Consider the following 22,720-nt stretch of genomic DNA (forward strand, 5'->3'; position numbering starts at 1 on the left):
AAGAAAACCCAGGCCTTGGTCATACTCGCCCGCAAACTCGCTCGTATCGCCTTTGCCCTGATGAAGCACAAAACCCTCTATCAATCGGAGGGCCAAATCGCTTGATCTCCAACATAGAATCTCCCACAGCGGCTTCGTGGTTCTGTCTGTGGGAAGCTGGCTTGCCAGCGAATCGGCGGTACTAATGGGCCACGGACCGCCATGTCACTTACGCCGCCACTGCAGAAACGCATCTCCTGCCTGAGCCACCGCCTCGCGCAGCGCCTGCCGGCGTTTCTCATCCTGATGGCGAGTGCTTTGCTGCAAGGCTTTCTGTAGTGCGTGGCGTTGGCCGCGGGGCAGGGTATCGAGCCAGTGACTGTCGGCGTTGTCCAGGGCCAGCGGGTCGCGGCCGGCGTGATTGCGATCGGTGATCAGGTACCAGTGTTGCAGGGCGCGGCCGAGCACCACGTAGCCGAACTGCGGGTCACGCAGTGGTCCGAAGCGCGCCTCGCGGCCGCCGGAGGACAGCGGACCCAAATTCAGGCGGTCCAGTTTGCTGGAATAGTAGAGACTGCCGGCGGCACCGAGCACGCCGCCGATCAACGCGCCGGCACCCAGCGTGTGGCCGGCGGTGAGGGCGTCCACGCCGGCGCCACCCAGAGCGCCGGCGCCGAACCCGGCGGTGGCCAGATAGGCCCGGCTGACGCCCCAGGCCCGGCGCTCCCGTTCGCTGAACAGGTCATGCCCGGGCTCCCATTCCAGGTGCTGTTCCTGCCGTTGCAGATGGTGGTGCTGATAAAGCTGTTCCACCTCACGCCGCAGCCGCAGCTCCCGTTTGCGTTGCCAGTCTTGCCAGCTTTGCCGTAACCGGACCTCCAGGACGGAGCGGCTGGCGTCTTCGCCGAGGCGGGCGCTTTCGGCATGGCCGAGCATATCGCCGAGGGCATCGGCGATCAGCGCCCAGGCCCGCTTCCGGCGGTGCCGGCGTTGGTCCCGAAGATGTTCGACGGCCTGGTCCAGAGCGGTTTCCCACTGCGGTGCCAGCTGTCCGAAACTGCGCAGCAGACGCAGGTGGGTTTCGAACGGCGCGGTGACCGGGTTGAAGTCGCGGACGATGCGGAAGTACTGCCCCAGGGCGGTACGCCATTGCTCGCCGTGGTCGTCATCGCCGATGCGGTTGATCAACGCCAGACTGGGCTGGCCGGTCCAGCGCAGAATTTCCATCTCCGCCTCGTGCTCCTGATGATAGGGCACTGAACCGTCCACCACATAGATGATGCCGGCGCCGTCGAGAATCGGTGTCAGCAGTTCGCACTCGTCGTGAAAGCGCGGATCGTCGCGGTGCTGATTGACGAAGGCGCGTACCGTGTCGGGCCGGTCCGAGGCGGAGTGGCTGTGCGCCTGTAACCAGGCCAGCACCCGGCGGGGGCGTTGGAACCCGGGGGTATCGATCAGTTCGTAGAGCAGGTGGCCGTCCACGCTCAGCGGGTAGCGCTCGCTGTCACGGGTGGTGCCCGGCTCCAGGGCGATGGCGACGGCGTCGTTCTGTGAAAGCGTGGCGACGATGCTCGACTTGCCCTTGTTGGGGTGGCCGACCACGGCGAAGCGGGGTGCGGTGGTCATGAGGGCACCTCCGGGACGCGGCACAGACGCAAATGGGGATGTTGCCGCCGGTCCACGAACCGGCGCCATTGGGCCAGGGTGGTGTCGGATAAAGTACCGCCCGGATCGGTGGTCAGGGGAACCAGCGCGATCACGGTGTCCTCGCCCCACTGTTGGCGGGCGTCATCGAGAAAATCCGCCAGTTCGCCGGTGGGTGGTTCCCAGCCCTGGGTCAGGACCAGTACCGGTTCGCGCCTCTGGCCGGCCTGCTCCAGCACCGCCCGATCATGATCCAGGCTGGCGCTGCCGCCTGCTTCCAGCCGCAATGGGGCGCGCTCCCCGCCGACGAGCGCACCGAACAGCGCGTCATCGGCGAGGCCGGCGCCAGCCCAGTGGATCACCGTGCCGCTCTCCGGCAGCACGCCATCGGCCGCCTTGCCCTGGTCCAGTGCCGGCGCCGGGGTGGCATTGCTGGCGCCGGTATCCACCCAGGGTTGTTCAAAGCGTTGACGCAGGGCCGCCATGCCGGGGTGCCGGGCCAGCAGACGCTTTGCCCGCCAACGCAACTGGGCACGGCCCAGGGCCAGAAACACCAATCGGGGCAGCACCACGTAGACCAGCCAGACCATGGCCAGGAACGCCCACCAGGCGCCGAGCCGGGCCGGGTCGGCGGGTGTCTGATCGCTGATCCGGAAGAACCGGGATTGCTCCACCAGTTCCAGCGATGGTACCGCCACTGGCAGCCATTGCCGCCATGGCCAGGCCAGGGCGTGGGTGAGTTCGTGGTAGCCCGGGGCGGAGGTTTGCAAGGTGGTGCTCCAGCCGAACGCCAGGTCGCGCACCACCACCTGCACCAGCAGAGTCAGCAGTGCGGCGATCGCGAACGCGAGCCCACCGCTGTGCGCGACCCGGGCCGCCAGCGGCGGTTGCAGATCATGCAGGGCGGAAGGTGTGGCGCCGGCCTGGTCCAGCAGCCGCCCCCAGGGGCGCCAGCCGATTCCCGCCTGCACCGTGGTCAGGACCGCCAGCGCCAGTTGCAGGGCCGCGAAGCCGAGCAGCAGGGTGACGTTGATGCGCTGGCTGCCATCGTAATAAAGCAGCCCGAGCATGGTAAGCACGCCGAGTACCGCGCCGCCGAGAACGAACAGCACGCGGGCCCGCCGCCAGCTGCGCAGACGGGGATCGTGGCCGCCGCTGGCACGGTCGGCGCCCAGGGTGCGTAACCAATCCTCGGGGAGTGGCGTGGCGCCGTCCCGCTGTCGCGCCTGCAGCGCCAGTTGGCGATCCCGGCGATGAAGAAAGTCCGGGCTCTGGCGCTGATCCCGCTGGTATTGATCATCGAAGTCCAGCAGCAGGCGCAAAGGGGAGTAGGGCAAGGTAGGCGTCCGTTCCGGGGTTACCGTGATGTATCGAGCAGCAGGATCACCGTCTTACCGGAATGGTGTAGCTGATGTCGTCCTGACCGCAGGCGCCGCAAGCGTTGCCGAATTCACCCTGGTCCTCGCCCGCGGCGTTGAAACCGTTCACCGGATTGTAATCCATGGTGCAGACGGTGGGGCGCGGATCCGGACAGGCGGTGGCACCTTCGGGCAGATTCGCGGAGGGGGTGCTGGCGCAACCGGTGGTGAACAGGGCGGCCGCGACCGTGACGAACAGAATGCGGTGCATGTGATTCTCCTTGCTTCAAACAGCTACATACAAACGGGCCCGGCGTCAGCCCATGAATCGGTCGCCGGTAATTCGGTGGTCGCCAGCGGGCGCCACCGAACCGATAGTGTAGTACGAGATATGGCGATGGCGACAATGGCTGATTGGAGGCGCCGTATTTTCAAGTAACGATTTCATGGCATACTGCGGACTCACTGAGTCACGACCGAAGCGATGAATTGCTGTCTGCCTGATTCCGCTCACACCCACAGCCCGGTGGATTGTCCCCGCCGCGGCCGTCGGCCCTATTTCCCCGATCCGCCGGTCGTTTTCGCTTAATCTCCCGTTATAGACGGTTCTCCCGTACTCTTGGGTGTTCCACGCCCGAAACGACAAATCGACGGATAGTCTATGAATCTTGGGTTTCTGGTTTTGCTGCCCTTTCTTGGGGCGGTGCTGCCGCCGCTGGCCGAGCGGTGGCGTTTTTCACGCCCGGCGCTGGCCTGGGCGGCGGCCTTGCTGCCTTTGGTGGCGCTGGGGCTGCTGTGGTTCCATGGCCGCCGGGTGTTCTCCGGTGAGACGGTACGTCAGTTAGTACCCTGGATGCCGGATCTCGGCCTGAATCTGGCGTTTCGCCTGGACGGCCTGACGCTGCTGTTTTCGCTGTTGGTGCTGGGCATCGGCCTGCTGATCATTCTTTACGCCCGTTACTATCTTTCCGCCAACGAGAAGGCGGGGCGTTTCTACTCTTTCTTGCTGTTGTTCATGGGCGCCATGATGGGGGTGGTGACCAGCAACAATCTGCTGCTGTTGGTGGTGTTCTGGGAACTGACCAGCCTCAGCTCCTTTCTGCTGATCGGGTTCTGGTATCACCAGACCGATGCCCGTAAAGGCGCGCGCATGGCGCTGGCGGTCACCGGCATGGGAGGGCTGGCCCTGCTCGCCGGCGCAATCCTGATCGGTCAGGTGGTGGGGTCCTACTCCCTGGACGACGTTCTGGCCAATGGTGACCTGATCCGTGGCCACGCGCTTTACCCGCTGATTCTGTGTTTGGTGCTGTTGGGGGTGTTCACCAAGAGCGCTCAATTCCCGTTCCATTTCTGGTTGCCTCACGCCATGTCGGCGCCGACGCCGGTCAGCGCCTACCTGCACTCCGCCACCATGGTGAAAGCCGGGGTGTTCCTGCTGGCGCGTTTGTACCCGGCGCTGTCCGGCACCGACCTTTGGTTCTTCCTGGTCACCGGCGCCGGTCTGGCCACGTTGCTGTGGGGGGCCATCTGGGCGCTGTTTCAGCATGACCTCAAGGGGCTGTTGGCCTATTCCACCATCAGCCATCTGGGCCTGATCACCATGCTGTTCGGCCTCAATGCGCAACTGGCGGCGGTGGCGGGGGTGTTCCATATCATCAATCACGCCACCTTCAAGGCATCGCTGTTCATGGCGGCGGGGATCATCGACCACGAGACCGGTACGCGCGACATGCGGCGTATCAACGGCCTGTGGAAGTACATGCCGTACACGGCGGTACTGGCGATGGTGGCATCGGCGGCCATGGCCGGGGTGCCGTTGTTGAACGGCTTCCTGTCCAAGGAGATGTTCTTCGCCGAGACCCTGGATTCCGGCCAGTTGGGAAGTCTGAGCTGGATTCTGCCGCTGGGCGCGGTACTCGGCGGGGTGTTCTCGGTGGCCTATTCCGCCCGCTTCATTCATGACGTGTTCTTCAACGGCGAACCCATCGATCTGCCCAAATACCCGCCCCATGAGCCGCCGCGCTACATGAAGGTGCCAGTGGAAGTGCTGGTGACCTTGTGCCTGGCGGTGGGGGTCCTTCCCTCGCTGACGGTGGCGGCGCTGCTGGAAGTGGCCGCCCGTGCCACCCTCGGCGGCACCTTGCCGGACTATCATCTGTCCATCTGGCACGGTTTCAACGTGCCGCTGATGATGAGCATTGTGGCCCTGGTGGGCGGCGTGCTGGTGTACAGCCAGCGGCATAGGCTGTTCGCGCTGAATGACCGCCTGCCCCGTCTCGACGCCAAACTGGTGTTCGAAGCCTGCATTCAGTCCCTGGCCAGGTGGGCGGCCACCGTCAGCAACACCCTGCGCAACGGTTCCCTGCAGAGCTATACCGCCTGGTTGCTGGCGGTGGTGGCGTTGGTGCTGGTGACGTCGGTGACGCGGGAGTTGCTGGCCGGTGGCGGCCGCGAGATGCTGCCGCTGGATGGCGTGGCGTTGCTGTGCGGTGGCATGTTGATCGTCGCCGCGATTCTCACCACCGCGCTGCATCGCCACCGGATGACCGCGATCATGTGCCTGAGCGTGGTGGGGCTGGTGGTGTCGCTGATGTTCGTGCGCTTCTCCGCGCCGGACCTGGCACTGACTCAGTTGTCGGTGGAAGTGGTCACCATCCTGCTGCTGATGCTGGCGATGTACTTCCTGCCGGTGCGCACCCGTCGGGAATCCTCCATGCCGCGTATCGGCCGGGACGTGGTGTTGTCGGTGCTGGTGGGCGGCGGTGTCGGCATTCTCGCTTTCATGATGATGACTTCCGGGGTCGATTCGATCAGCCCGTTCTTCCTGGAAAACGCCAAGCCCGGCGGCGGTGGCACCAATGTGGTCAACGTCATTCTGGTGGACTTCCGCGGTTTCGATACCTTCGGCGAGATCATCGTGCTGGGGATCGCTGGCATGGGCATTTATGCCCTGCTCAAGGATCTTGAACTGTACTCACCACGGACCGACTCGCTCGGGCGGCCCTGGGCCAAGGACGCCCACCCGCTCATTCTGGTCACCATTTCGCGGCCGCTGCTGCCGCTGGCGTTGATGATCTCGGTGTATATCTTTTTGCGCGGGCACAATCTGCCCGGCGGCGGTTTCATCGCCGGTCTGATTACCTCGGTGGCGCTGGTGCTGCAGTACGTGGCGTCCGGGGTGGCGTGGATGCATCGCCGCATCCCCGGTGATTATCACCCGGTGGTCGCGCTGGGCGTGTTGCTGGCCGGGTTCACCGGCGTCGGCGCCTGGTACTTCGGCCATCCGTTCCTGACCAGCGCGTTCTGGCATGTGCATTGGCCGGTGGTGGGCGAGTTCGAGGTGGCCACCGCCATGCTGTTTGATACCGGGGTGTTCCTGACCGTGGTGGGCGCCACCCTGCTGATTCTCGCCAACCTGGGCAAATTGTCGTTGCTGGACGACAAGGGAGGGGTTCGCTAATGGAAGCATTGGTCGCGATCATCATCGCTGTCCTGGTGGGGAGTGGTGTGTACCTGGTGCTGCGGGCGAGAACCTTCCCGGTGATTCTGGGACTGACCCTGCTCAGCTATGGCGCCAATCTGTTTGTGTTCATTTCCGGCCGGCTCAAGCTGGATCAGGTGGCGGTGGTGGGGCAGAGCGCCGATCCCACCGACCCCTTGCCTCAGGCTTTGGTGCTGACCGCCATCGTCATTGGCTTCGCCATGACCGCCTTTCTGGTGGTGCTGGCGCTGCGCGCGCAGGGGGAATTGGGGTCGGATCACGTCGACGGCCAGCGCGATGAGCTGTCCGGCGAGCACCTGGATGAGCAACGGCAAGAGGAGTCCCGCTGATGTCGAACTGGATCATGGCTCCGATTCTGATTCCCGCCCTGGCGGCGATGATGCTGCTGCTCGAGGTGCGTGAACGCCACTGGCTGCGCCGGGTTACCGGGCTGGCCGCGACGCTGGCGCTGGTGCCGGTGAGCATCCTGCTGTTCCGGCAAGCCGCCACCGGCGATATTCAGGTGTATTCGCTGGGGGACTGGCCGGCGCCGTTCGGCATCGTGCTGGTTCTGGATCAGCTGAGTGCGCTGATGGTGCTGCTGACCTCGGTGCTGGCGGTGCCGGCACTGCTCTACGCCAGCCATGGCGACGATCGCCTGGGCCCCAACTTCCACTCGCTGTTCCAGATGCAGTTGATGGGCATCAATGGGGCCTTTCTTACCGGCGATTTGTTCAATCTGTTCGTGTTTTTCGAGGTCCTGCTGATTGCTTCTTATGGATTGGCGCTGCATGGGCGCGGGCCGGCACGGGTGCGCGCCGGGTTGCACTATGTGGTGCTCAATCTGATCGGTTCCGCGGTGTTCTTGCTGGCGCTGTCACTGATCTACGGTGCCACCGGTACCCTCAACATGGCGGATTTCGCCGCGCGGGCCGCCGAACTGGAAGGCCCGGCATTGACCCTGGTGAAAGTGGCCGGTTTGCTGCTGTGTGTGGTGTTCGGTCTGAAGGCGGCGCTGTTTCCGCTTTACTTCTGGTTGCCGGCCACCTACGCCAGCGCCACCGCTGGCGTCGCCGCGTTGTTCGCGGTGATGACCAAGGTGGGCATCTATGCGTTGCTGAGGGTGCATGGCCTGGCGTTCAGTGACGGTGCCCTGGCGGGCCTGGGGGACATGGCGCTGTGGGTGGTGTCCTTGTTGACCTTGGGACTGGCCATGGTGGGGGTGTTTGGCGCCCGCCGACTGGGGGAACTGGTGGCTTACCTGGTGGTAATGTCGGTGGGGACGCTGGTGGCGGCCCTGGCCTGGGGTACTGAAGAGGCGATCAGCGGCGCGCTGTTTTACTTGCTCCATTCCACCTTGATCTGTGCCGGCCTGTTTCTGCTCGCCGATCTGGTTTCGCGGGGGCGGGGAGAGGTTGGCGACGCCCTGATGGCGGGGCCGCGTCCGCCGGCGGCGGGCCTGCTGGGGGCGCTGTTCTTCATCGGTGCCGTGGCGGTGGCGGGGTTACCGCCGTTGTCCGGTTTTCTCGGCAAAGTGATGCTGTTGCAGGCGGTGCCCGCGCCCTTGTACTGGCTGCTGCTGTTGGCGGGTGGCCTGCTGGCGGTGGTCGGCCTCAGCCGCGCCGGCTCCACTTTGTTCTGGCGCGCCGGAGAGCCGACGGCGAATGTGGTGCTGAACAAGGGGCGGTTGGCCGCGGTGATCGTTTTACTGGCCATGGCACCGGCGATGGTGCTGCTGGGTGGGCCGTTGTCGGCGGTCACGGAATCGGTCGCGGCCCAGTGGGCGCAGCCGGATCTGTATATCCACGCGGTCCTGGGCTATCCGGGAGGTGCACAATGATCCGCAAACTTTACCCGTTCCCGACTCTGAGTGTGTTTCTGCTGCTGATGTGGCTGCTGCTCAGCGGCTTCAGTGCCGGCCACCTGGTGCTTGGCATGGTGCTGGCGACGGTGCTGCCGCTGGGTACCCTGCCGTTCTGGCCCAATGTGCCGAGGCTGCGCAATTTTCACAAACTGGTGCTGTTCGTGTTGATGGTGCACTGGGACATCGTCGTCGCCAATCTGTCGGTGGCCCGGCGCATTCTGGGGTCGCCGAAGAATTTGCGCCCGGCGTTCGTCGAGGTGCCGCTGGACATCAAGGACGACTTCGCCATCACCCTGCTCACCAGTACGGTGTCGTTGACGCCGGGCACGGTCAGCGCGGACATCAGCGCCGATGCCAGCCGTATGCTGGTGCACGCCCTGCATGTTGAAGACGAGGCGGTACTGGTGAGCCAGATCAAACAGCGCTACGAGCGGCGTCTCAAGGAGATCTTCGAATGTTAGAAACGGTCATCGCCATCGCGTTCGGACTGTTCGTGGTGGCCCAGTTGTTGAATCTCTACCGTCTGCTGCGGGGGCCGAGCCTGCCGGATCGGGTGCTGGCGCTGGACACCATGTACGTGAACAGCATCGCGCTGATCGTGCTCTATGGTTTGTCCAGTGGCAGCAAGCTGTATTTCGAGGCGGCCATGCTGATTGCCCTGATCGGGTTTGTCAGCACCGTGGCCGTGGCCAAGTACATGACCCGTGGCGACATCATCGAATAAGCCGCGAAGGAGCTTGAATGGATATCGTGATCGAATACATCACCGCGATCTTCCTGCTGATTGGCGGGGTGTTCGCGCTGATCGGTTCCCTGGGACTGGTGCGGTTGCCGGATTTCTTCCTGCGTCTGCATGGTCCGACCAAGGCCACCACGCTGGGCGTGGGTGGCACCATCATGGCGTCCCTGGTGTACTTCTCCTGGAGTGAACACACCCTGCACCTCCATGAGATTCTGATTACTCTGTTTCTGTTTATTTCGGCACCGGTGTCGGCGCACATGCTGGCCAAGGCGGCCATGCACCGGGAGCTCAAGTACCGCGAGGACACCCGCGGCAAGCCCTGGAAGCAGTAGCGGCCTAGAGGCCGTTGTTCATCGCTACGGTATTGCTACGGAGCCGCTGTGGAAAGCTTGCTTGCAAGCGAATGGGCAACGGCTCAGAGACATTCGCGGCCAAGCGGAGCGCCGCCCGGGGCGCTTCCCACCGCGGCTCCGTAGTGGCCTCGGAATTTATGCAAAAAAAGGGGACACAGCGGCCTTCGTGCGGGAGCCCTCGGGCCAGCCTGTGATCCCCATCATGAAATTTGTAAAAGATGGAACCGGCAGGAACTTTCGTTGAGATGGAACCGTCTTAATTTACAGCTACGGACTGGTAACCCCCGATCCCCCAGTACCCTCGCCGGTTCGTAGCTTCTGGACACCCCAGCCTCTTCCCCAGGAGGCTGGGGCGGCAAGCCTCCCTGGCAGCGAAGTCGTTCCCTTCCCCCCCAATTGCTGCCAGGGATTTTTTTTTGTAGCCCGCCTTCCATGGCGGTCACCCTGCCGGGCCGTTGCTGACGCAACGTCAAAAATTGCTCCCGGCGATTTTTTGCCCGAAATCCAGGTTCCGGACTTCCCCCCTTCTTTTATGACCCCCGTCTCCGGCGGTCACACCCTTCCCTGGACCTTGGCGGGGGCACCGCCCTGAATCGCCCCCCAGCGATGTGTTGGCGGTACCCGTTTCGATGCCCCGGTCCGGGCCGGTATTGCACCCAGATAAGGAGCAAGGGCTGTGCCAGTTTCGTGGGGCCGAGAAAAATGCCTTTAAATCAAAGAGTTGGTGCTCACTGCCGGGGCGTGACCGGAAATGCTCTGGGTCGAGAGGCCGACAAAATTGGGCACCGGGTGACACAAATGGGCAGTTTCGGTCAGATTCCGGAAGAGGCGTCGTCCTCGATTCGCAGCCACTCGGCCAGTTGGTCCCAGGCCTGCTCGCAACCCTGCCCGGAGGTAGCGGAAAACAACTGCACCCGCAGGGGCGCGCGATGGTCCTTGAGGGTCTTGGTGACCTGCATCAAGGCGCTTTTGGCGGCGCCGAACTTTAATTTGTCCGCTTTGGTCAGCAGGATCAGCAGGGGCATTCCGGAGCGGGCGGACCATTCCAGCATCAACTGGTCGAATTCCCGGAGCGGATGGCGGATGTCCATCAGCAGCACCAGACCGGCGAGGCATTCACGGCGCGCCAGGTAGTCGTCCAGATGCTCCTGCCATTGCATGCGCACGGCTTTGTCCACCTTGGCGTAGCCATAGCCGGGGAGATCCACCAGCCGGCGTTGCTCGTCCAGGGTGAAAAAGTTCAGCAACTGGGTCCGGCCCGGTGTTTTGGAGGTGCGAGCGAGACTGCGTTGGCCGGTAAGGCGGTTGATGGCACTGGACTTGCCGGCGTTGGAACGCCCGGCGAACGCCACCTCCAGGCCCTCGTCGGGGGGGCACTGGTCGACGATTTGCGCGCTTTTCAGGAAAGCGGCCTGGTGCAAAAGACGTTGAGCGGGATGCAATGGCATGGCGGTCCGGTCACGAGCATCAATGAAGGGCATCGCCCTGTCTCCGCGAATACCCATGCATAAACGAGGGATATGACGGAGGCGAGCCCGTAGTATATAATGCGCGCCGTCACGCGTGTGGCGCGTGGCGGGATTTCTACAGGTGTTTGTCTTTAAAGGCAAATTTAGAGACGCGCCTGTCGCCAGCATGACGCCAGCCCATTGGGAGGTATTGCATGAAGGGTTTGCTCGCGGGGTTCGCCCTGATGTTCATGGCCGTGGGCGCCAGCGCCGCCACGGTGCAGGAGCGTTACGATCAGAGCTGCACTTACTGCCATAGCACCGGGGCCGCCGGCGCGCCCAAGACCGGGGATCAGGCCGCCTGGGAATCGCGTATGGAGAAGGGCATGGATACGCTGGTGAAGCACGTCAAAGAGGGGTTCAAGGCGATGCCGCCGGGCGGCATGTGCAGTGACTGCTCCGACGAAGAATACCGCGCTCTGATCGAGCATATGACAAAATAACACGCTGCTTTAAAGGAAGGGCCATGAAGTGTCTTAAGCTGTTCGTGCTGCTAGCCGCTACGGCGGTTTCCCATGCCATGGCAGCCGGTGATGTTGATGCCGGCAAGGAAAAATCCCAGCCCTGCGCGGCCTGTCATGGCCCTGACGGCAACTCCCCTTCCGGTGAATGGCCCAGCCTCGCCGGACAGGGCGAAAAATACCTTGTCGAGCAGATTCAGGCGTTCAAGGCCGGCGACCGGCAGAACGCGCTGATGGCGCCGATGGTGGCCAACCTCAGCGAACAGGACATGGCCGACCTGGCGGCGTACTTCTCCGCCCAGACCATCAAGGTGGGGCAGGCCGATCCGGAGTTGGTGGAAGAAGGCGAGCGGATCTATCGTGGTGGCGTGATCGCTGATGGCATCCCGGCTTGTTCCGGCTGTCACGGCCCCGCCGGTGAAGGTGTCGACGCCGCCGGCTTCCCGTCCCTGGCCGGTCAGCACGCCCAGTATCTGGAAATCCAGCTGAAGGCGTTCCGTGCCGCCGGCCGGGGTGATCTGGGGGACAATGTGGTCAAGCGCACCAATGACCCGCAGGAAATGATGCGTACCGTGGCCGCCAAGATGAGCGACGCGGAAATCAAAGCGGTAGCCAGCTTCCTCAATGGGTTGTCCACCGGAGAGTGATCCCGCTCCCGCGCGAGAAGAAAGGCAGCTTCGGCTGCCTTTTTTATGGTTCATCGCGGTTTAGTGGGCCACGGCGCTTCAATCATGGGCACGGGTCTGTAACCGGAAGGGGCTACCAAGCCGCTCTATTCGCCAGCAAGCTGGGCTCCCACGGGTCATGCCACGAAGCCGCCGTGGGAAGCTTGCTGGCAAGCGAATATCCCAACACCAGAGGGCCGGAATTCGCCAGCAAGCGGGTCTCCCACGGATCTGCCACGAAGCCGCTGTGGGAAGCTTGCTGGCAAGCGAATCGCCATCGGCCCAGGGCCTTCGCGGCTAAGCGGAGCGCCGCCCGGGCTTCTTCCCACAGCGGCGCTGTAGCCACCTCTGAATGGAGGTCTTCGAGGTAAGCGGGCAATACGGGAGCCCCCACCGGAGCGACCCTTCCCGCTAAACCGCGAGGAACCTTTTTCATGGTTCGTCGCCCATGGTAACCCCTCCTCGGATTGCCACTGACGCGCGCCAAGCCTTCACTACTGTGATACAAAAAGACCCTCTATCATTGAAACGGGAACCAAGGGGGGAGTTCGTGACTCTTATTGGTTTCGGTTCTCGCTAAAGCTGTGACAACAAGGAGAATTTCATGCTGCGTATGGTTAGCGCCCTGCTGATGTCCCTGGGGCTGATGATGTCCGCCACCGTGATGGCTCAGGAAGGGCAGCCTCAATACAAGGAAGGGGTGCATTACCGGGTGCTGGACAACCCCGGCACCACCAGTGTCCCCTCCGGCAAGGTGGAAGTGCGGGAGTTCTTCTCCTACATGTGTCCGCACTGCTATTCCCTGGAACCCACCGTGGACAGCTGGCTGAAGAACAAGCCGGAAGCGGCCGCCTATGTGCGCACCCCGGTACTGTTCATGCAACACGCCGAGCCGCTGGCCCGGGCCTATTTCATTGAGGAGTCCCAGGGGCTGACCGGAGAGATTCACCGGCCATTGTTCGATGCCATTCATATGCATCGTGAGCGCCTGTTCGACGCGGACGCCCTGGCCGGCTTCTTTGAGAAGTACGGTGTGGAGCGCGACAAGTTCAACAGCCTGTATGGCTCCTTCGCGGTATCCACCAAGGTTCGTGAGGCGGATGCACTGACCCGTGAGTATCAGATTCGTGGCGTGCCGTCCCTGGTGGTGGCTGGCAAGTACGCGGTGATGCGGGATAACCTCAAGAACAACGCCGAGATGTTCGATGTGGTGGACTTCCTGATCAAAAAGGAAAGTGAGAAGTAAGCAACGCCATGCTGCTGGAACGTGCCCGTAACGCCTATCAGAACTGGAAAATCCGACCGTCGGGTTTTTCCCTGGCCCGGGAGGGGCACCGCCGCACCCGGCGGGTACGTGAGGTGTCAGTACCCAACGACACCCTCAAGATTCTCAGCTTCAACATTCAGGCGGGTATTGGCACCAGTCGGTTCCGGGATTATGTGACAGGCAGTTGGAAGCATCTGGTGGCGCACCCGCGCAGCGTGGAGATCATCGAGCAGATCGCCGACGTGGTGCGTCATTTCGATGTGGTGGGCCTGCAGGAAGTGGATGGTGGCAGCTTGCGCTCGCGCAACCTCAACCAATTGGTGCATCTGGCGAGCCTGGCGGATTTCCCGTTCTGGCATCAGCAGTTGAACCGTAATCTGGGGCGCCTGGGGCAGTTCAGCAATGGGTTACTCAGCCGCATGCCGCCTTACGCGGTGGAAGACCACATTCTTCCCGGTCTGCCCGGCCGGGGCGCCATCGTGATCAAATTCGGCCATCCGGTGGAACCGCTGGTGGTGGCGGTGTGCCACCTGGCACTGGGCGAGAAGATACGTAATACCCAGTTGTCTTATCTGGCCGGTCTGCTGCAGCCCTACCGTTACAGTCTGATCATGGGCGACTTCAACTGCCGGCCGGAGCATCTCATTGCCTCGCCGTTGACCGATCTGGGTCTGGAACTGGTGGAAGGCGATTTGCAGACCTATCCCAGCTGGGCGCCGGATCGCCATATCGACCATATCCTGGCCACACCGGAACTGCAGGTGCGGCACAGTCGTGTGTTGGAGGATTGTCTGCTCTCGGACCACCTTCCCCTGGCCACGGAAATCCGTATTCCCGATGCGGTGCGCGCGGCCAGTCTGGAGCATCGGCTGCCGCTGATCGAGTGATGTCCCGGAAGAGCCTCTTCAACGAAGCCGCTGTGAGAGCTTCTATGGTGCCCTGCAAGCTCACTGATACGCCGATTCGCCAGCAGGCTGGCTCCCAGATCATGCTACCAAGCCGCTGTGGGAAGCTTGCTGGCAAGCGAATGGCCAATGGCCCGGGGGCATTCGCGGCCAAGCGGAGCGCCGCCCGGGCCGCTTCCCACAGCGGCTCCGTAGCCACTTCTGCATCAGGTCCGGCGCCGATAGCGGCATTCTGATTTTCCTTCTTCAAGTTGATACATGTCAGTCCTGCTGGCGGCACGACATTTAACATGCTCCCGAAATACATGTCATGGGGCGTGCAATGTCGTTATTTTCCCGCTGGAAGGGGGGATGGCTGACCTTACTGTGTCTGGTCGGCACCTGGCTGTGTTCGCCCGCCCTGGCGGATCTGGATCGGCAGCGGGTGGAAGCACTGTTTCCCGGTGCTGATTGGTCCGAGCCGGAAGGGGACTTCCAGGTCCGTACCTTGTCCCGAAATGGCGGCCTTCTTGGTTATCTGTTTTACAGCCAGGATGTGGTCAATATCCCCGCCTATTCCGGCAAGCCCATCAACGTGCAAATCGTGATGGACCCTGAGAGCGTCATTCTCGACGCCCATGTGGTGGAGCATCACGAACCGATCCTTCTGGTCGGGATCCCGGAACAGAAACTTCACGATTTCAGCGCGCACTATGCCGGTGTCGGCGCCGGCCAGCGGGTGGTGGTAGGGAGGTCCCGGGATGCCGGGACCGTGGCCATCGACGCGGTGAGTGGGGCCACGGTGACCGTCATGGTGGTCAACGAAACCATCATGGGCGCGGCGCGCAAGGTGGCGGTGTCGCTGGGATTGATCGAGGCGCCGTCCGCCCGGCGCCAGCCGGCGCGCATCCGCGCAGGCAAGGCCACGGTGGCGGGCTGGGAGCAACTGGCTGGGAAGGGGGCTCTGCGCCGGCTGTATCTGACCCGGGGGCAGGTGGATGAGGCCTTTCGTGGCACCGAGGCGGAAGGAATGGCGCGGACCGCTCCTGACCAGCGCGACGACGTCTTCATCGAACTGTATACCGGCTTGCTGAACCCGCCGGAGGTGGGCGTCAGCCTGCTGGGCGAACCCGGCTACGAGGCCTTGATGGGGGAACTGGGGGAGGGCGAGTACGCGATCGCTGTGCTGGCCGACGGACGCTACTCGTTCAAGGGCTCCGGTTATGTGCGCGGCGGCATCTTCGACCGGGTCCAACTGCGCCAGAACGGCGCCATCATCAGCTTCCGGGATCTGGACTATCAGCGGTTATCCGATGTCTATGCCGCCGGCATGCCGGATTTCCCGGAAATGGCGATCTTTATTATCCGCCCGGAGCACCGTTTCGACCCGGGTAGCCCCTGGACCCTGGAACTGCTGGTGCGCCGGCAGACCGGTCCGGTCAGCGGCATCTTCACCAGCTTCGAGCTGCCCTACTCCACGCCGGAAGCCTACCTGGAGCGGCCGGAGCCGCTGGCGGCCCCGGAGGAGGCTCCGGTGTGGGTGAGGATCTGGTACCAGAAGCAGTTTCAAGTGGCGGTCATCGCGGCTGCTCTGGGACTGCTATTGGTGATCCTGTTTCTGCAGGACCGGCTGGCCCGGCACCCGCGTCAGTTGCACTGGCTGCGGCGGGCCTACCTGCTGTTCACCGTGGTTTTCATCGGCTGGTACGCCCTGGGCCAGCTGTCCGTGGTCAATGTGCTGACCTTTGCCCACGCGGTGATGGAGGATTTCCACTGGGGGTTGTTCCTCAGCGATCCGGTGATTTTCGTGTTGTGGGCTTTCACCGCGGCCAGCGTGTTGCTGTGGGGGCGGGGGGTGTTCTGCGGCTGGCTGTGTCCGTTCGGCGCTCTCCAGGAACTGCTCAACGAAGCCGCCCGCAAGCTCCGCGTTCCTCAGTACGAGTTGCCGTTTGCTCTGCACGAACGGCTGTGGGCGGTGAAGTATCTGATCCTGCTGGCCCTGTTCGGTCTCTCGCTGGAGTCCATGGCCACGGCGGAGCGCTTCGCTGAGATCGAACCGTTCAAAACCGCCTTCACTCTGCACTTCGACCGCCAATGGTGGTTCGTGCTGTACGCGGTGGCCCTGCTGGTCATGAACCTGTTCACCCGCAAGGTGTATTGCCGCTACCTGTGTCCTCTGGGCGCGGCGCTGGCGGTGCCCAGCAAACTCAGACTGTTCGACTGGCTCAAGCGGCGCAAGGAATGCGGCAACCCGTGTCAGCTGTGCGCAAAGGAATGCGAGATCCAGGCCATTCATCCGGATGGGCGTATCAACGTCAACGAGTGCCACTACTGCCTGGATTGCCAGATGACCTACCACAACGAAGAAAAATGCCCGCCGCTGATCCTGAAGAAAAAACGGGCCGGCGGACGAAGGCGGAGCATCCCCGAGGTGGAACGTATTCCCGCCTTGCAACTGGAAGAAGGTTGAAGGCCGGCGCACCGGCCGCACACAACGGAGAAACGACAATGACACACGATCAGTTCAATGACGACAACGGGAGCGCCCCGGGCGGAGGGCTGACCCGGCGCGGATTCCTCGGTGCCGGAACCCTCGGTGGCGCCGCCCTGGCCGGTGCCGCGACGCTGGGTGGCGTGGTGATGACACGGGAAACCTGGGCCGCCTCGGTAAAGGAGGCCATGGCCAGGACCCATGTGGGGCCGGGTGAACTGGATGAGTATTACGGCTTTTGGAGTGGTGGCCACTCCGGCGAGGTGCGGGTACTGGGGGTACCCTCCATGCGTGAGCTGCTGCGGATTCCGGTGTTCAACGTGGATTCCGCCACTGGTTGGGGACTGACCAATGAAAGCAAACAGGTGCTCGGCGACAGTGCCCGTTACCTCAACGGCGACAGTCACCACCCGCATATCTCCATGACGGATGGCCGTTATGACGGCAAATACCTGTTCATCAATGACAAGGCCAACAGTCGGGTGGCGCGCGTCCGTCTGGATATCATGAAGTGCGACCGCATACTGACGGTGCCCAACGTGCAGGCGATCCACGGTCTACGCCTGCAGAAAGTGCCGCACACCAAATACGTGTTCGCCAACGCGGAATTCATCATCCCGCATCCCAATGACGGTTCGTCCTTCGATATCCAGGACGATGGCAGTTACACCATGTTCAACGCCATCGACGCGGAGCGGATGGAAATGGCGTTCCAGGTTATCGTCGACGGTAACCTGGATAACACCGATGCCGACTATACCGGCAAGTACGCCGCGTCCACCTGTTACAACTCGGAGAAGGCCACGGACCTGGGCGGCATGATGCGCAATGAGCGCGATTGGGTGGTGGTGTTCAATATTCCGCGCATCGAGGCCGCCATCAAGGCCGGCAAGTTCACCACTCTGGGGGACAGCAAAGTGCCGGTGGTGGATGGCCGGCACGGATCGGATCTGACCCGCTACATCCCGGTACCGAAAAATCCGCACGGTTTGAATACGTCTCCGGATGGCAGGTACTTCATCGCCAACGGCAAGCTCTCGCCCACCTGCACCATCATTGAGATCGCCCGGCTGGATCAGCTGTTTGGCGGCAAGCTCAAGGAGCCCAGGGAGGTGGTCGTGGGCGAGCCGGAGCTGGGTTTGGGGCCGCTGCATACCACCTTCGATGGTCGCGGTAACGCCTATACCACCTTGTTCATCGACAGCCAGGTGGCGAAGTGGAATATCGAAGAGGCGATCCGTGCCTATAAAGGGGAAAAGACCAACTACATCAAGCAAAAACTGGATGTGCACTATCAGCCGGGCCATAACCACGCCTCGCTGACCGAAAGCCGGGACGCGGACGGCAAGTGGCTGGTGGTGTTGAGCAAGTTCTCCAAGGACCGTTTCCTGCCCACCGGTCCGTTGCACCCGGAAAACGATCAATTGATCGACATCTCCGGCGAGGAAATGAAACTGGTGCACGATGGCCCCACCTTCGCCGAGCCCCACGACTGCATTCTGGTGCGCCGTGACCAGATCAAGACGAAAAAAATCTGGGAACGGAACGATCCGTTTTTCGCCACCACCGTGGCCCGGGCGAAGAAAGACGGCATCACCCTGGAACAGGACAACAAGGTGATTCGTGAGGGCAACAAGGTGCGGGTCTATATGACCTCCATAGCGCCGGCCTACGGGTTGACCGAATTCAAGGTGAAACAGGGGGATGAGGTCACGGTGACCATCACCAACCTCGATCGCATCGAGGACGTTTCCCACGGCTTCGTGATGACCAACCATGGTGTCAGCATGGAAATCAGTCCGCAACAAACGTCCTCCATAACCTTTGTCGCCGATAAACCCGGCGTGCATTGGTACTACTGCAGTTGGTTCTGTCATGCCCTGCATATGGAGATGGTCGGGCGGATGCTGGTGGAGAAAGCCTGATTGCAAGGGGAAGGGAGCGCGGCGGTGCGGGTGTGGTGATGGGGGAACTGAGCCGAATCGGGTTGTGTTGCCTGGCACTGTGGGGCGTGTCCGGCATGGCGGCCCAGGCCGGGATGTCATCCCGCGACCTTATCGCCGCGGCGACGGCGGCCCCGGAGGAGAACCGCTGGCGTGTGCCGGCGGGGATTCACCGGGGGCGTTTTCGCATCGATGAGGAAGGCACCGAGGTGGTTTGCGATCCCGGCGCGGTGCTGGACGCCGAAGGCCAGGGTAATGGCCTGACCATCGCCGCCGCCAATGTGGCGGTCAGCGGCTGCGCATTGCGTAACTGGGGGAAGGATCTCACCGCCATGGACGCCGGGGTGTTTATCGAGAAGCAGGCCTCCGGAGCCACTCTGCGTAACAACCGGCTCACCGGTCCGGGCTTCGGCATCTGGGTGGACGGCACCGCCGATGTGACCGTGACCGGCAACCATATTCAAGGGGAGCCCGCGTTACGCTCCCAGGATCGTGGCAATGGCATTCATTTGTACGCCGTACGCGGTGCTGTGGTGTCCCGCAATTACGTGCGTGAAACCCGCGATGGCATCTACATCGACACCTCCAACGGCAACCGGTTGGAAGGCAATGTGCTGGAGGACCTGCGCTATGGCGTTCACTACATGTTTTCCCATGACAACAAGGTGGTTGGGAACGTCACCCGGCGCACCCGAACAGGGTATGCCCTGATGCAAAGCCGTGCGCTGTGGGTGGAAGGCAACTGCTCCGAGAATGACCAGAACTACGGCATTTTGATGAACTACATCACTTATTCCACATTGCGCGGCAACCACATCCGCGGCGTGCGCCGGGGAGCCACCGGCGACGCCATGATCCGCGGCGCCGAGGGCAAGGCGTTGTTCGTTTACAACTCACTGTACAACGACATCACCGATAACCGCTTTGAACAGAGCACCCTGGGGATCCATCTGACCGCCGGCTCCGAGGACAACCAGCTCAGTGGCAACCGGTTCATCGTCAATCAACAACAGGTGAAGTACGTGGCTACCCGTACCCAGGAGTGGTCGCGACACGGCAGGGGCAATTACTGGAGCGACTACCTGGGCTGGGACCGTGACGGTGACGGTATCGGCGACGTGCCGTATCAGCCCAACGATGATCTGGACCGGCTGCTGTGGTTATACCCCCAGGCTCGCTTGTTGATGAGCAGCCCATCCGTGAGCCTGCTGCGCTGGGCGCAGAGTGCGTTCCCGGTAACACGCTCACCGGGCGTGCGCGACAGCCACCCCTTGATGACGGCGGATGAGACCGCCGCGGAGCTCTGTCATGACAGCCATTGAGATGTGCTCGGTGCGGCACGGCTATGGTCGGACCACGGTATTGCACGACCTGAGCCTGACGGTGGGGGAAGGGGAAGTGCTCGGTCTGTTCGGTCATAACGGCGCTGGCAAGACCACCACCATGAAACTGATTCTCGGTGTATTGCGGCCGGATGCCGGTGAGGTGCGGGTGCTGGGCGTGCCGGCGGGCGAAGCGCGGGCCCGCCGCGAGCTTGGCTATCTGCCCGAAAGCGTCAGCTTCTATCCGCAACTCAGTGGGCGGGAGACTCTGGCTTACTTTGCCCGATTGAAAGGCACACCGGTGTCCGGTATCGCGGGGCTGCTTGATCAGGTGGGCCTGACGAACGCCGCGGATCGTCGGGTCCGTACCTACTCCAAGGGCATGCGTCAGCGTCTGGGCCTGGCCCAGGCGTTGCTCGGCGAGCCTCGGCTGTTGCTACTGGATGAGCCCACGGTGGGCCTGGATCCCATCGCCACCGCGGAACTGTACGCTCTGATCGATGATCTGCGCCGCCGGGGCACGGCGGTGGTGTTGTGCTCCCACGTGTTGGCCGGGGTGGAGGGCTATATCGATCGCGCCGCCATCTTGTGCCAGGGCCGGCTTCGGGCGCTGGGCAGTCTACCGGAACTACAGCGAGAGGCCGGACTGCGTTGGCATTTGACCAGTCTGCGGGTGGACCCTCAGGGGCGCACGCTCCGATACGAGCGAACCGTGGCGGCGAAAGACAAGATGGCCTGGTTGCGCGCTCTGGCCAGCCAGCCGGAAACCGTGGACGTGGAAGTGCGGGCGCCGTCCCTGGAAGACCTCTATCGTCATTTCCAGGCTGGAGTTGATGAGCAACGGAGGGAGACAGTGTGACCGTATTGTGGTCCATTGCCATGAAGGAATTGCGGGACGCACTGCGCAACCGCTGGCTGCTGGCCATCAGCGTTCTCTTCGCCGTTCTCGCCGTGGGGATCGCCTGGTTTGGCGCCGCCGCCTCGGGCACGGTGGGATTCACCAACGTGCCCGCCACCATGGCCAGTCTCTCTACCCTGGCCACTCTGTTGATCCCCCTGATCGCTCTGATGCTGGCCTACGACGCCATCGTCGGTGAGGACGAAGCCGGCACTCTGCTGCTGTTGCTGTCCTATCCGCTGGGGCGGGAGCAATTGCTGCTCGGCAAGTTCGTCGGGCATGGCTTGATTCTGGCCCTGGCCACGGTGGCCGGCTTCGGTGCCGCCCTGGTGGCTATTCTGGTCGGGGTGGACGGCGTGCCAACGACGGTGCTGGTGGGCGCCTTCGCACGTTTCGCGGTGTCGTCGATGATGCTGGGCTGGGTGTTCCTGGCCATGGCCTATGTGCTCAGTTGCCGGGTGCGGGAAAAATCCACCGCCGCCGGACTGGCCCTGGCCGTATGGTTCTTCTTTGTGCTGGTGTTCGACTGGCTGCTGCTGGCGCTGCTGGTGCTCAGCGAGGGGCGTTTCAGTCCGCAGTCTTTGCCCTGGGTGCTGCTGTGCAGCCCCACCGATCTGTACCGGCTGATCAACCTGAGCGGCTTCGACGCCGGCGCGGAGATTACCGGCGTGCTGGCCCTGGGCCGGGAATTGCCCATGCCGGTCTGGGGGCTTTGGGGCGTTCTGGGGTTGTGGGTGCTGCTGCCGTTGGGGTTGGCAGGGGTTCTTTTTCGTCGTCGGGTATGAGGTACACCATGGGAAAATCGGGAATCGGGTTCGGTCTGCTGATGTTGTTGGTGTTGGCGGGCTGTGAGGAACCCTCGTCGGCGGTGCTGGGCCCGGTGCCCTTTCATGCCGATGATGAGTGCCATGTTTGTGGCATGATCATAGCGGATTTTCCGGGCCCCAAGGGGGAGGCGGTGTCGGCGCATCAGGTGCGCCGTTTCTGTTCGGTGGCGGAAATGCTCGGCTGGTGGCATCAACCGGAGAATCAGGTGGGGGAATCCCACCTTTATGTCCACGACATGGCGCGTGGAGACTGGAACCGGCCTGATGACGCTCATTTGATCGACGCGCGCCAAGCCTGGTTCGTGATTGGCGGTGATTTGCCGGGAGCGATGGGGGTGACCGTGGCGTCCTTCGCCGAGAAAGCGGCGGCCGAGGACTGGGCCGGACGACACGGCGGCCGGGTGTATCAATTCAAGGAACTGGAGCCCGCGTTATGGCGCCCCTCGGCGCCCATGGCCGGGCATCATTGATCAGGGCACGCCTATAGGCTGATTCGCTGGCAAGCCAGCTTCCCACAGCGGCTCGGTAGTTCCCTTCGTGGGAAGCGAGCTTGCTCGCGAATACGGGGCAAGTTCATGCCTCCAAGATCGATGGACCGGATATGCCCATGGATTCAGTGGTCAGGCGCCAGAGCTTCCCCAAACCGAGGGACGGCGTCTTCGGTGGTCCTATTTCTGCTGCAGGATCCACTCGGCCAGGGTTTTGGCTTCTTCATCGGTCACCGCGTTCGGTGGCATTGGAATGGCGCCCCAGATGCCCTGGCTGCCTTCCTTGATGTGTTTTGCCAAGGTGGTGGCGGCGCCGTCCTGACCAGCGTATTTCTTCGCCACATCCTGATAGGACGGGCCGACCATGGGGCCGTCGATCTTGTGGCAGGCCACGCAGGCCTTGGCTTGATAGAGGGTCTCGGCGTCCGCCGCCAGGGCCAGACCAGGACTCAGGGAAGCGGCCGCCAGGGCGGCCAGGGAAAAGGCGGTTACTTTCATCGGAGACTCCGTCACGGGACTGCCAATAGGGATCGGAGTCGATTGTA

At 62.8% G+C, this 22,720-nt stretch carries 21 protein-coding genes; 16 read left to right on the top strand and 5 right to left on the bottom strand.

Annotated features, from left to right (window positions below):
• Positions 1–204: 204 nt before the first annotated feature.
• From E0L37_RS00010 to E0L37_RS00020, 3 genes are read right to left on the bottom strand one after another with little or no spacing between them, the layout of a single operon-like run.
• Positions 205–1,605 carry a GTPase/DUF3482 domain-containing protein gene (locus E0L37_RS00010; RefSeq protein ID WP_133489784.1) on the bottom strand — a complete coding sequence of 467 codons (1,401 nt, stop codon included), beginning with the start codon at positions 1,603–1,605 and terminating at the stop codon, positions 205–207.
• The gene (locus E0L37_RS00015; protein WP_133489785.1) at positions 1,602–2,960 is read right to left on the bottom strand and encodes a DUF2868 domain-containing protein; all 1,359 of its coding nucleotides are present in this window, start codon (positions 2,958–2,960) and stop codon (positions 1,602–1,604) included. The genes E0L37_RS00010 and E0L37_RS00015 overlap by 4 nt, the downstream gene beginning before the upstream one ends.
• A 46-nt stretch (positions 2,961–3,006) precedes the next feature.
• A complete protein-coding gene (locus tag E0L37_RS00020) occupies positions 3,007–3,252 on the bottom strand; it encodes a hypothetical protein (protein ID WP_133489786.1) in 246 nt (81 codons plus the stop codon).
• Between the two features lie 390 nt (positions 3,253–3,642).
• Between E0L37_RS00020 and E0L37_RS00025 the strand changes: the two genes are divergently transcribed.
• The 6 genes from E0L37_RS00025 to E0L37_RS00050 are packed head-to-tail and all read left to right on the top strand — an operon-like array spanning position 3,643 to position 9,400.
• Positions 3,643–6,441: a monovalent cation/H+ antiporter subunit A gene (locus E0L37_RS00025; protein ID WP_133489787.1), complete on the top strand. Its 2,799-nt coding sequence runs from the start codon at positions 3,643–3,645 to the stop codon at positions 6,439–6,441.
• On the top strand, positions 6,441–6,812 hold the full coding sequence (locus tag E0L37_RS00030) for a Na+/H+ antiporter subunit C (RefSeq protein ID WP_133489788.1): 372 nt from the start codon (positions 6,441–6,443) through the stop codon (positions 6,810–6,812). Before E0L37_RS00025 ends, E0L37_RS00030 begins: the two co-directional genes overlap by 1 nt.
• The gene (locus E0L37_RS00035; protein WP_133489789.1) at positions 6,812–8,302 is read left to right on the top strand and encodes a monovalent cation/H+ antiporter subunit D; all 1,491 of its coding nucleotides are present in this window, start codon (positions 6,812–6,814) and stop codon (positions 8,300–8,302) included. The genes E0L37_RS00030 and E0L37_RS00035 overlap by 1 nt, the downstream gene beginning before the upstream one ends.
• On the top strand, positions 8,299–8,787 hold the full coding sequence (locus E0L37_RS00040) for a Na+/H+ antiporter subunit E (RefSeq protein WP_133489790.1): 489 nt from the start codon (positions 8,299–8,301) through the stop codon (positions 8,785–8,787). Before E0L37_RS00035 ends, E0L37_RS00040 begins: the two co-directional genes overlap by 4 nt.
• Entirely contained in the window at positions 8,781–9,050 is a 270-nt protein-coding gene (locus E0L37_RS00045) for a K+/H+ antiporter subunit F (RefSeq protein WP_133489791.1), read from the top strand. The genes E0L37_RS00040 and E0L37_RS00045 overlap by 7 nt, the downstream gene beginning before the upstream one ends.
• A gap of 17 nt (positions 9,051–9,067) precedes the next feature.
• Entirely contained in the window at positions 9,068–9,400 is a 333-nt protein-coding gene (locus tag E0L37_RS00050) for a Na+/H+ antiporter subunit G (protein WP_014996601.1), read from the top strand.
• Positions 9,401–10,233: 833 nt separating this feature from the next.
• Here the strand turns inward: E0L37_RS00050 and yihA are convergent.
• A complete protein-coding gene (yihA, locus tag E0L37_RS00055) occupies positions 10,234–10,869 on the bottom strand; it encodes a ribosome biogenesis GTP-binding protein YihA/YsxC (RefSeq protein WP_133490218.1) in 636 nt (211 codons plus the stop codon).
• A 215-nt stretch (positions 10,870–11,084) separates the two neighbouring features.
• Here yihA and E0L37_RS00060 point away from each other — a divergent pair, with 215 nt between their 5' ends.
• From E0L37_RS00060 to E0L37_RS00105, 10 genes are all read left to right on the top strand, one after another.
• Complete coding sequence (locus E0L37_RS00060; RefSeq protein WP_133489792.1) at positions 11,085–11,372, top strand: cytochrome c5 family protein; 288 nt, start codon at positions 11,085–11,087, stop codon at positions 11,370–11,372.
• Between the two features lie 23 nt (positions 11,373–11,395).
• The gene (locus tag E0L37_RS00065; protein WP_133489793.1) at positions 11,396–12,037 is read left to right on the top strand and encodes a cytochrome c4; all 642 of its coding nucleotides are present in this window, start codon (positions 11,396–11,398) and stop codon (positions 12,035–12,037) included.
• 622 nt (positions 12,038–12,659) lie between these two features.
• Positions 12,660–13,301 (top strand): thiol:disulfide interchange protein DsbA/DsbL, encoded by a 642-nt coding sequence (locus tag E0L37_RS00070; protein ID WP_133489794.1) that lies wholly within the window; start codon positions 12,660–12,662, stop codon positions 13,299–13,301.
• A gap of 8 nt (positions 13,302–13,309) precedes the next feature.
• Positions 13,310–14,209 carry an endonuclease/exonuclease/phosphatase family protein gene (locus E0L37_RS00075; RefSeq protein ID WP_133489795.1) on the top strand — a complete coding sequence of 300 codons (900 nt, stop codon included), beginning with the start codon at positions 13,310–13,312 and terminating at the stop codon, positions 14,207–14,209.
• Positions 14,210–14,549: 340 nt separating this feature from the next.
• Positions 14,550–16,676 carry a transcriptional regulator NosR gene (gene nosR / locus E0L37_RS00080; RefSeq protein ID WP_133489796.1) on the top strand — a complete coding sequence of 709 codons (2,127 nt, stop codon included), beginning with the start codon at positions 14,550–14,552 and terminating at the stop codon, positions 16,674–16,676.
• A gap of 38 nt (positions 16,677–16,714) precedes the next feature.
• Positions 16,715–18,622 carry a TAT-dependent nitrous-oxide reductase gene (nosZ, locus tag E0L37_RS00085; RefSeq protein WP_133489797.1) on the top strand — a complete coding sequence of 636 codons (1,908 nt, stop codon included), beginning with the start codon at positions 16,715–16,717 and terminating at the stop codon, positions 18,620–18,622.
• A gap of 38 nt (positions 18,623–18,660) precedes the next feature.
• Positions 18,661–19,962 carry a nitrous oxide reductase family maturation protein NosD gene (locus tag E0L37_RS00090; RefSeq protein ID WP_133489798.1) on the top strand — a complete coding sequence of 434 codons (1,302 nt, stop codon included), beginning with the start codon at positions 18,661–18,663 and terminating at the stop codon, positions 19,960–19,962.
• Positions 19,949–20,821: an ABC transporter ATP-binding protein gene (locus tag E0L37_RS00095; protein ID WP_133489799.1), complete on the top strand. Its 873-nt coding sequence runs from the start codon at positions 19,949–19,951 to the stop codon at positions 20,819–20,821. Before E0L37_RS00090 ends, E0L37_RS00095 begins: the two co-directional genes overlap by 14 nt.
• Complete coding sequence (locus tag E0L37_RS00100) at positions 20,818–21,645, top strand: ABC transporter permease (protein WP_133489800.1); 828 nt, start codon at positions 20,818–20,820, stop codon at positions 21,643–21,645. Before E0L37_RS00095 ends, E0L37_RS00100 begins: the two co-directional genes overlap by 4 nt.
• An 8-nt stretch (positions 21,646–21,653) precedes the next feature.
• Positions 21,654–22,157: a nitrous oxide reductase accessory protein NosL gene (locus E0L37_RS00105; protein ID WP_133489801.1), complete on the top strand. Its 504-nt coding sequence runs from the start codon at positions 21,654–21,656 to the stop codon at positions 22,155–22,157.
• Between the two features lie 198 nt (positions 22,158–22,355).
• Here E0L37_RS00105 and E0L37_RS00110 read toward each other — a convergent pair whose 3' ends face one another.
• On the bottom strand, positions 22,356–22,673 hold the full coding sequence (locus tag E0L37_RS00110; RefSeq protein ID WP_133489802.1) for a c-type cytochrome: 318 nt from the start codon (positions 22,671–22,673) through the stop codon (positions 22,356–22,358).
• Positions 22,674–22,720: the final 47 nt, after the last annotated feature.

Source organism: Alcanivorax sp. 24 (genome assembly GCF_004360225.1).
GTDB lineage: Bacteria > Pseudomonadota > Gammaproteobacteria > Pseudomonadales > Alcanivoracaceae > Alloalcanivorax > Alloalcanivorax xiamenensis.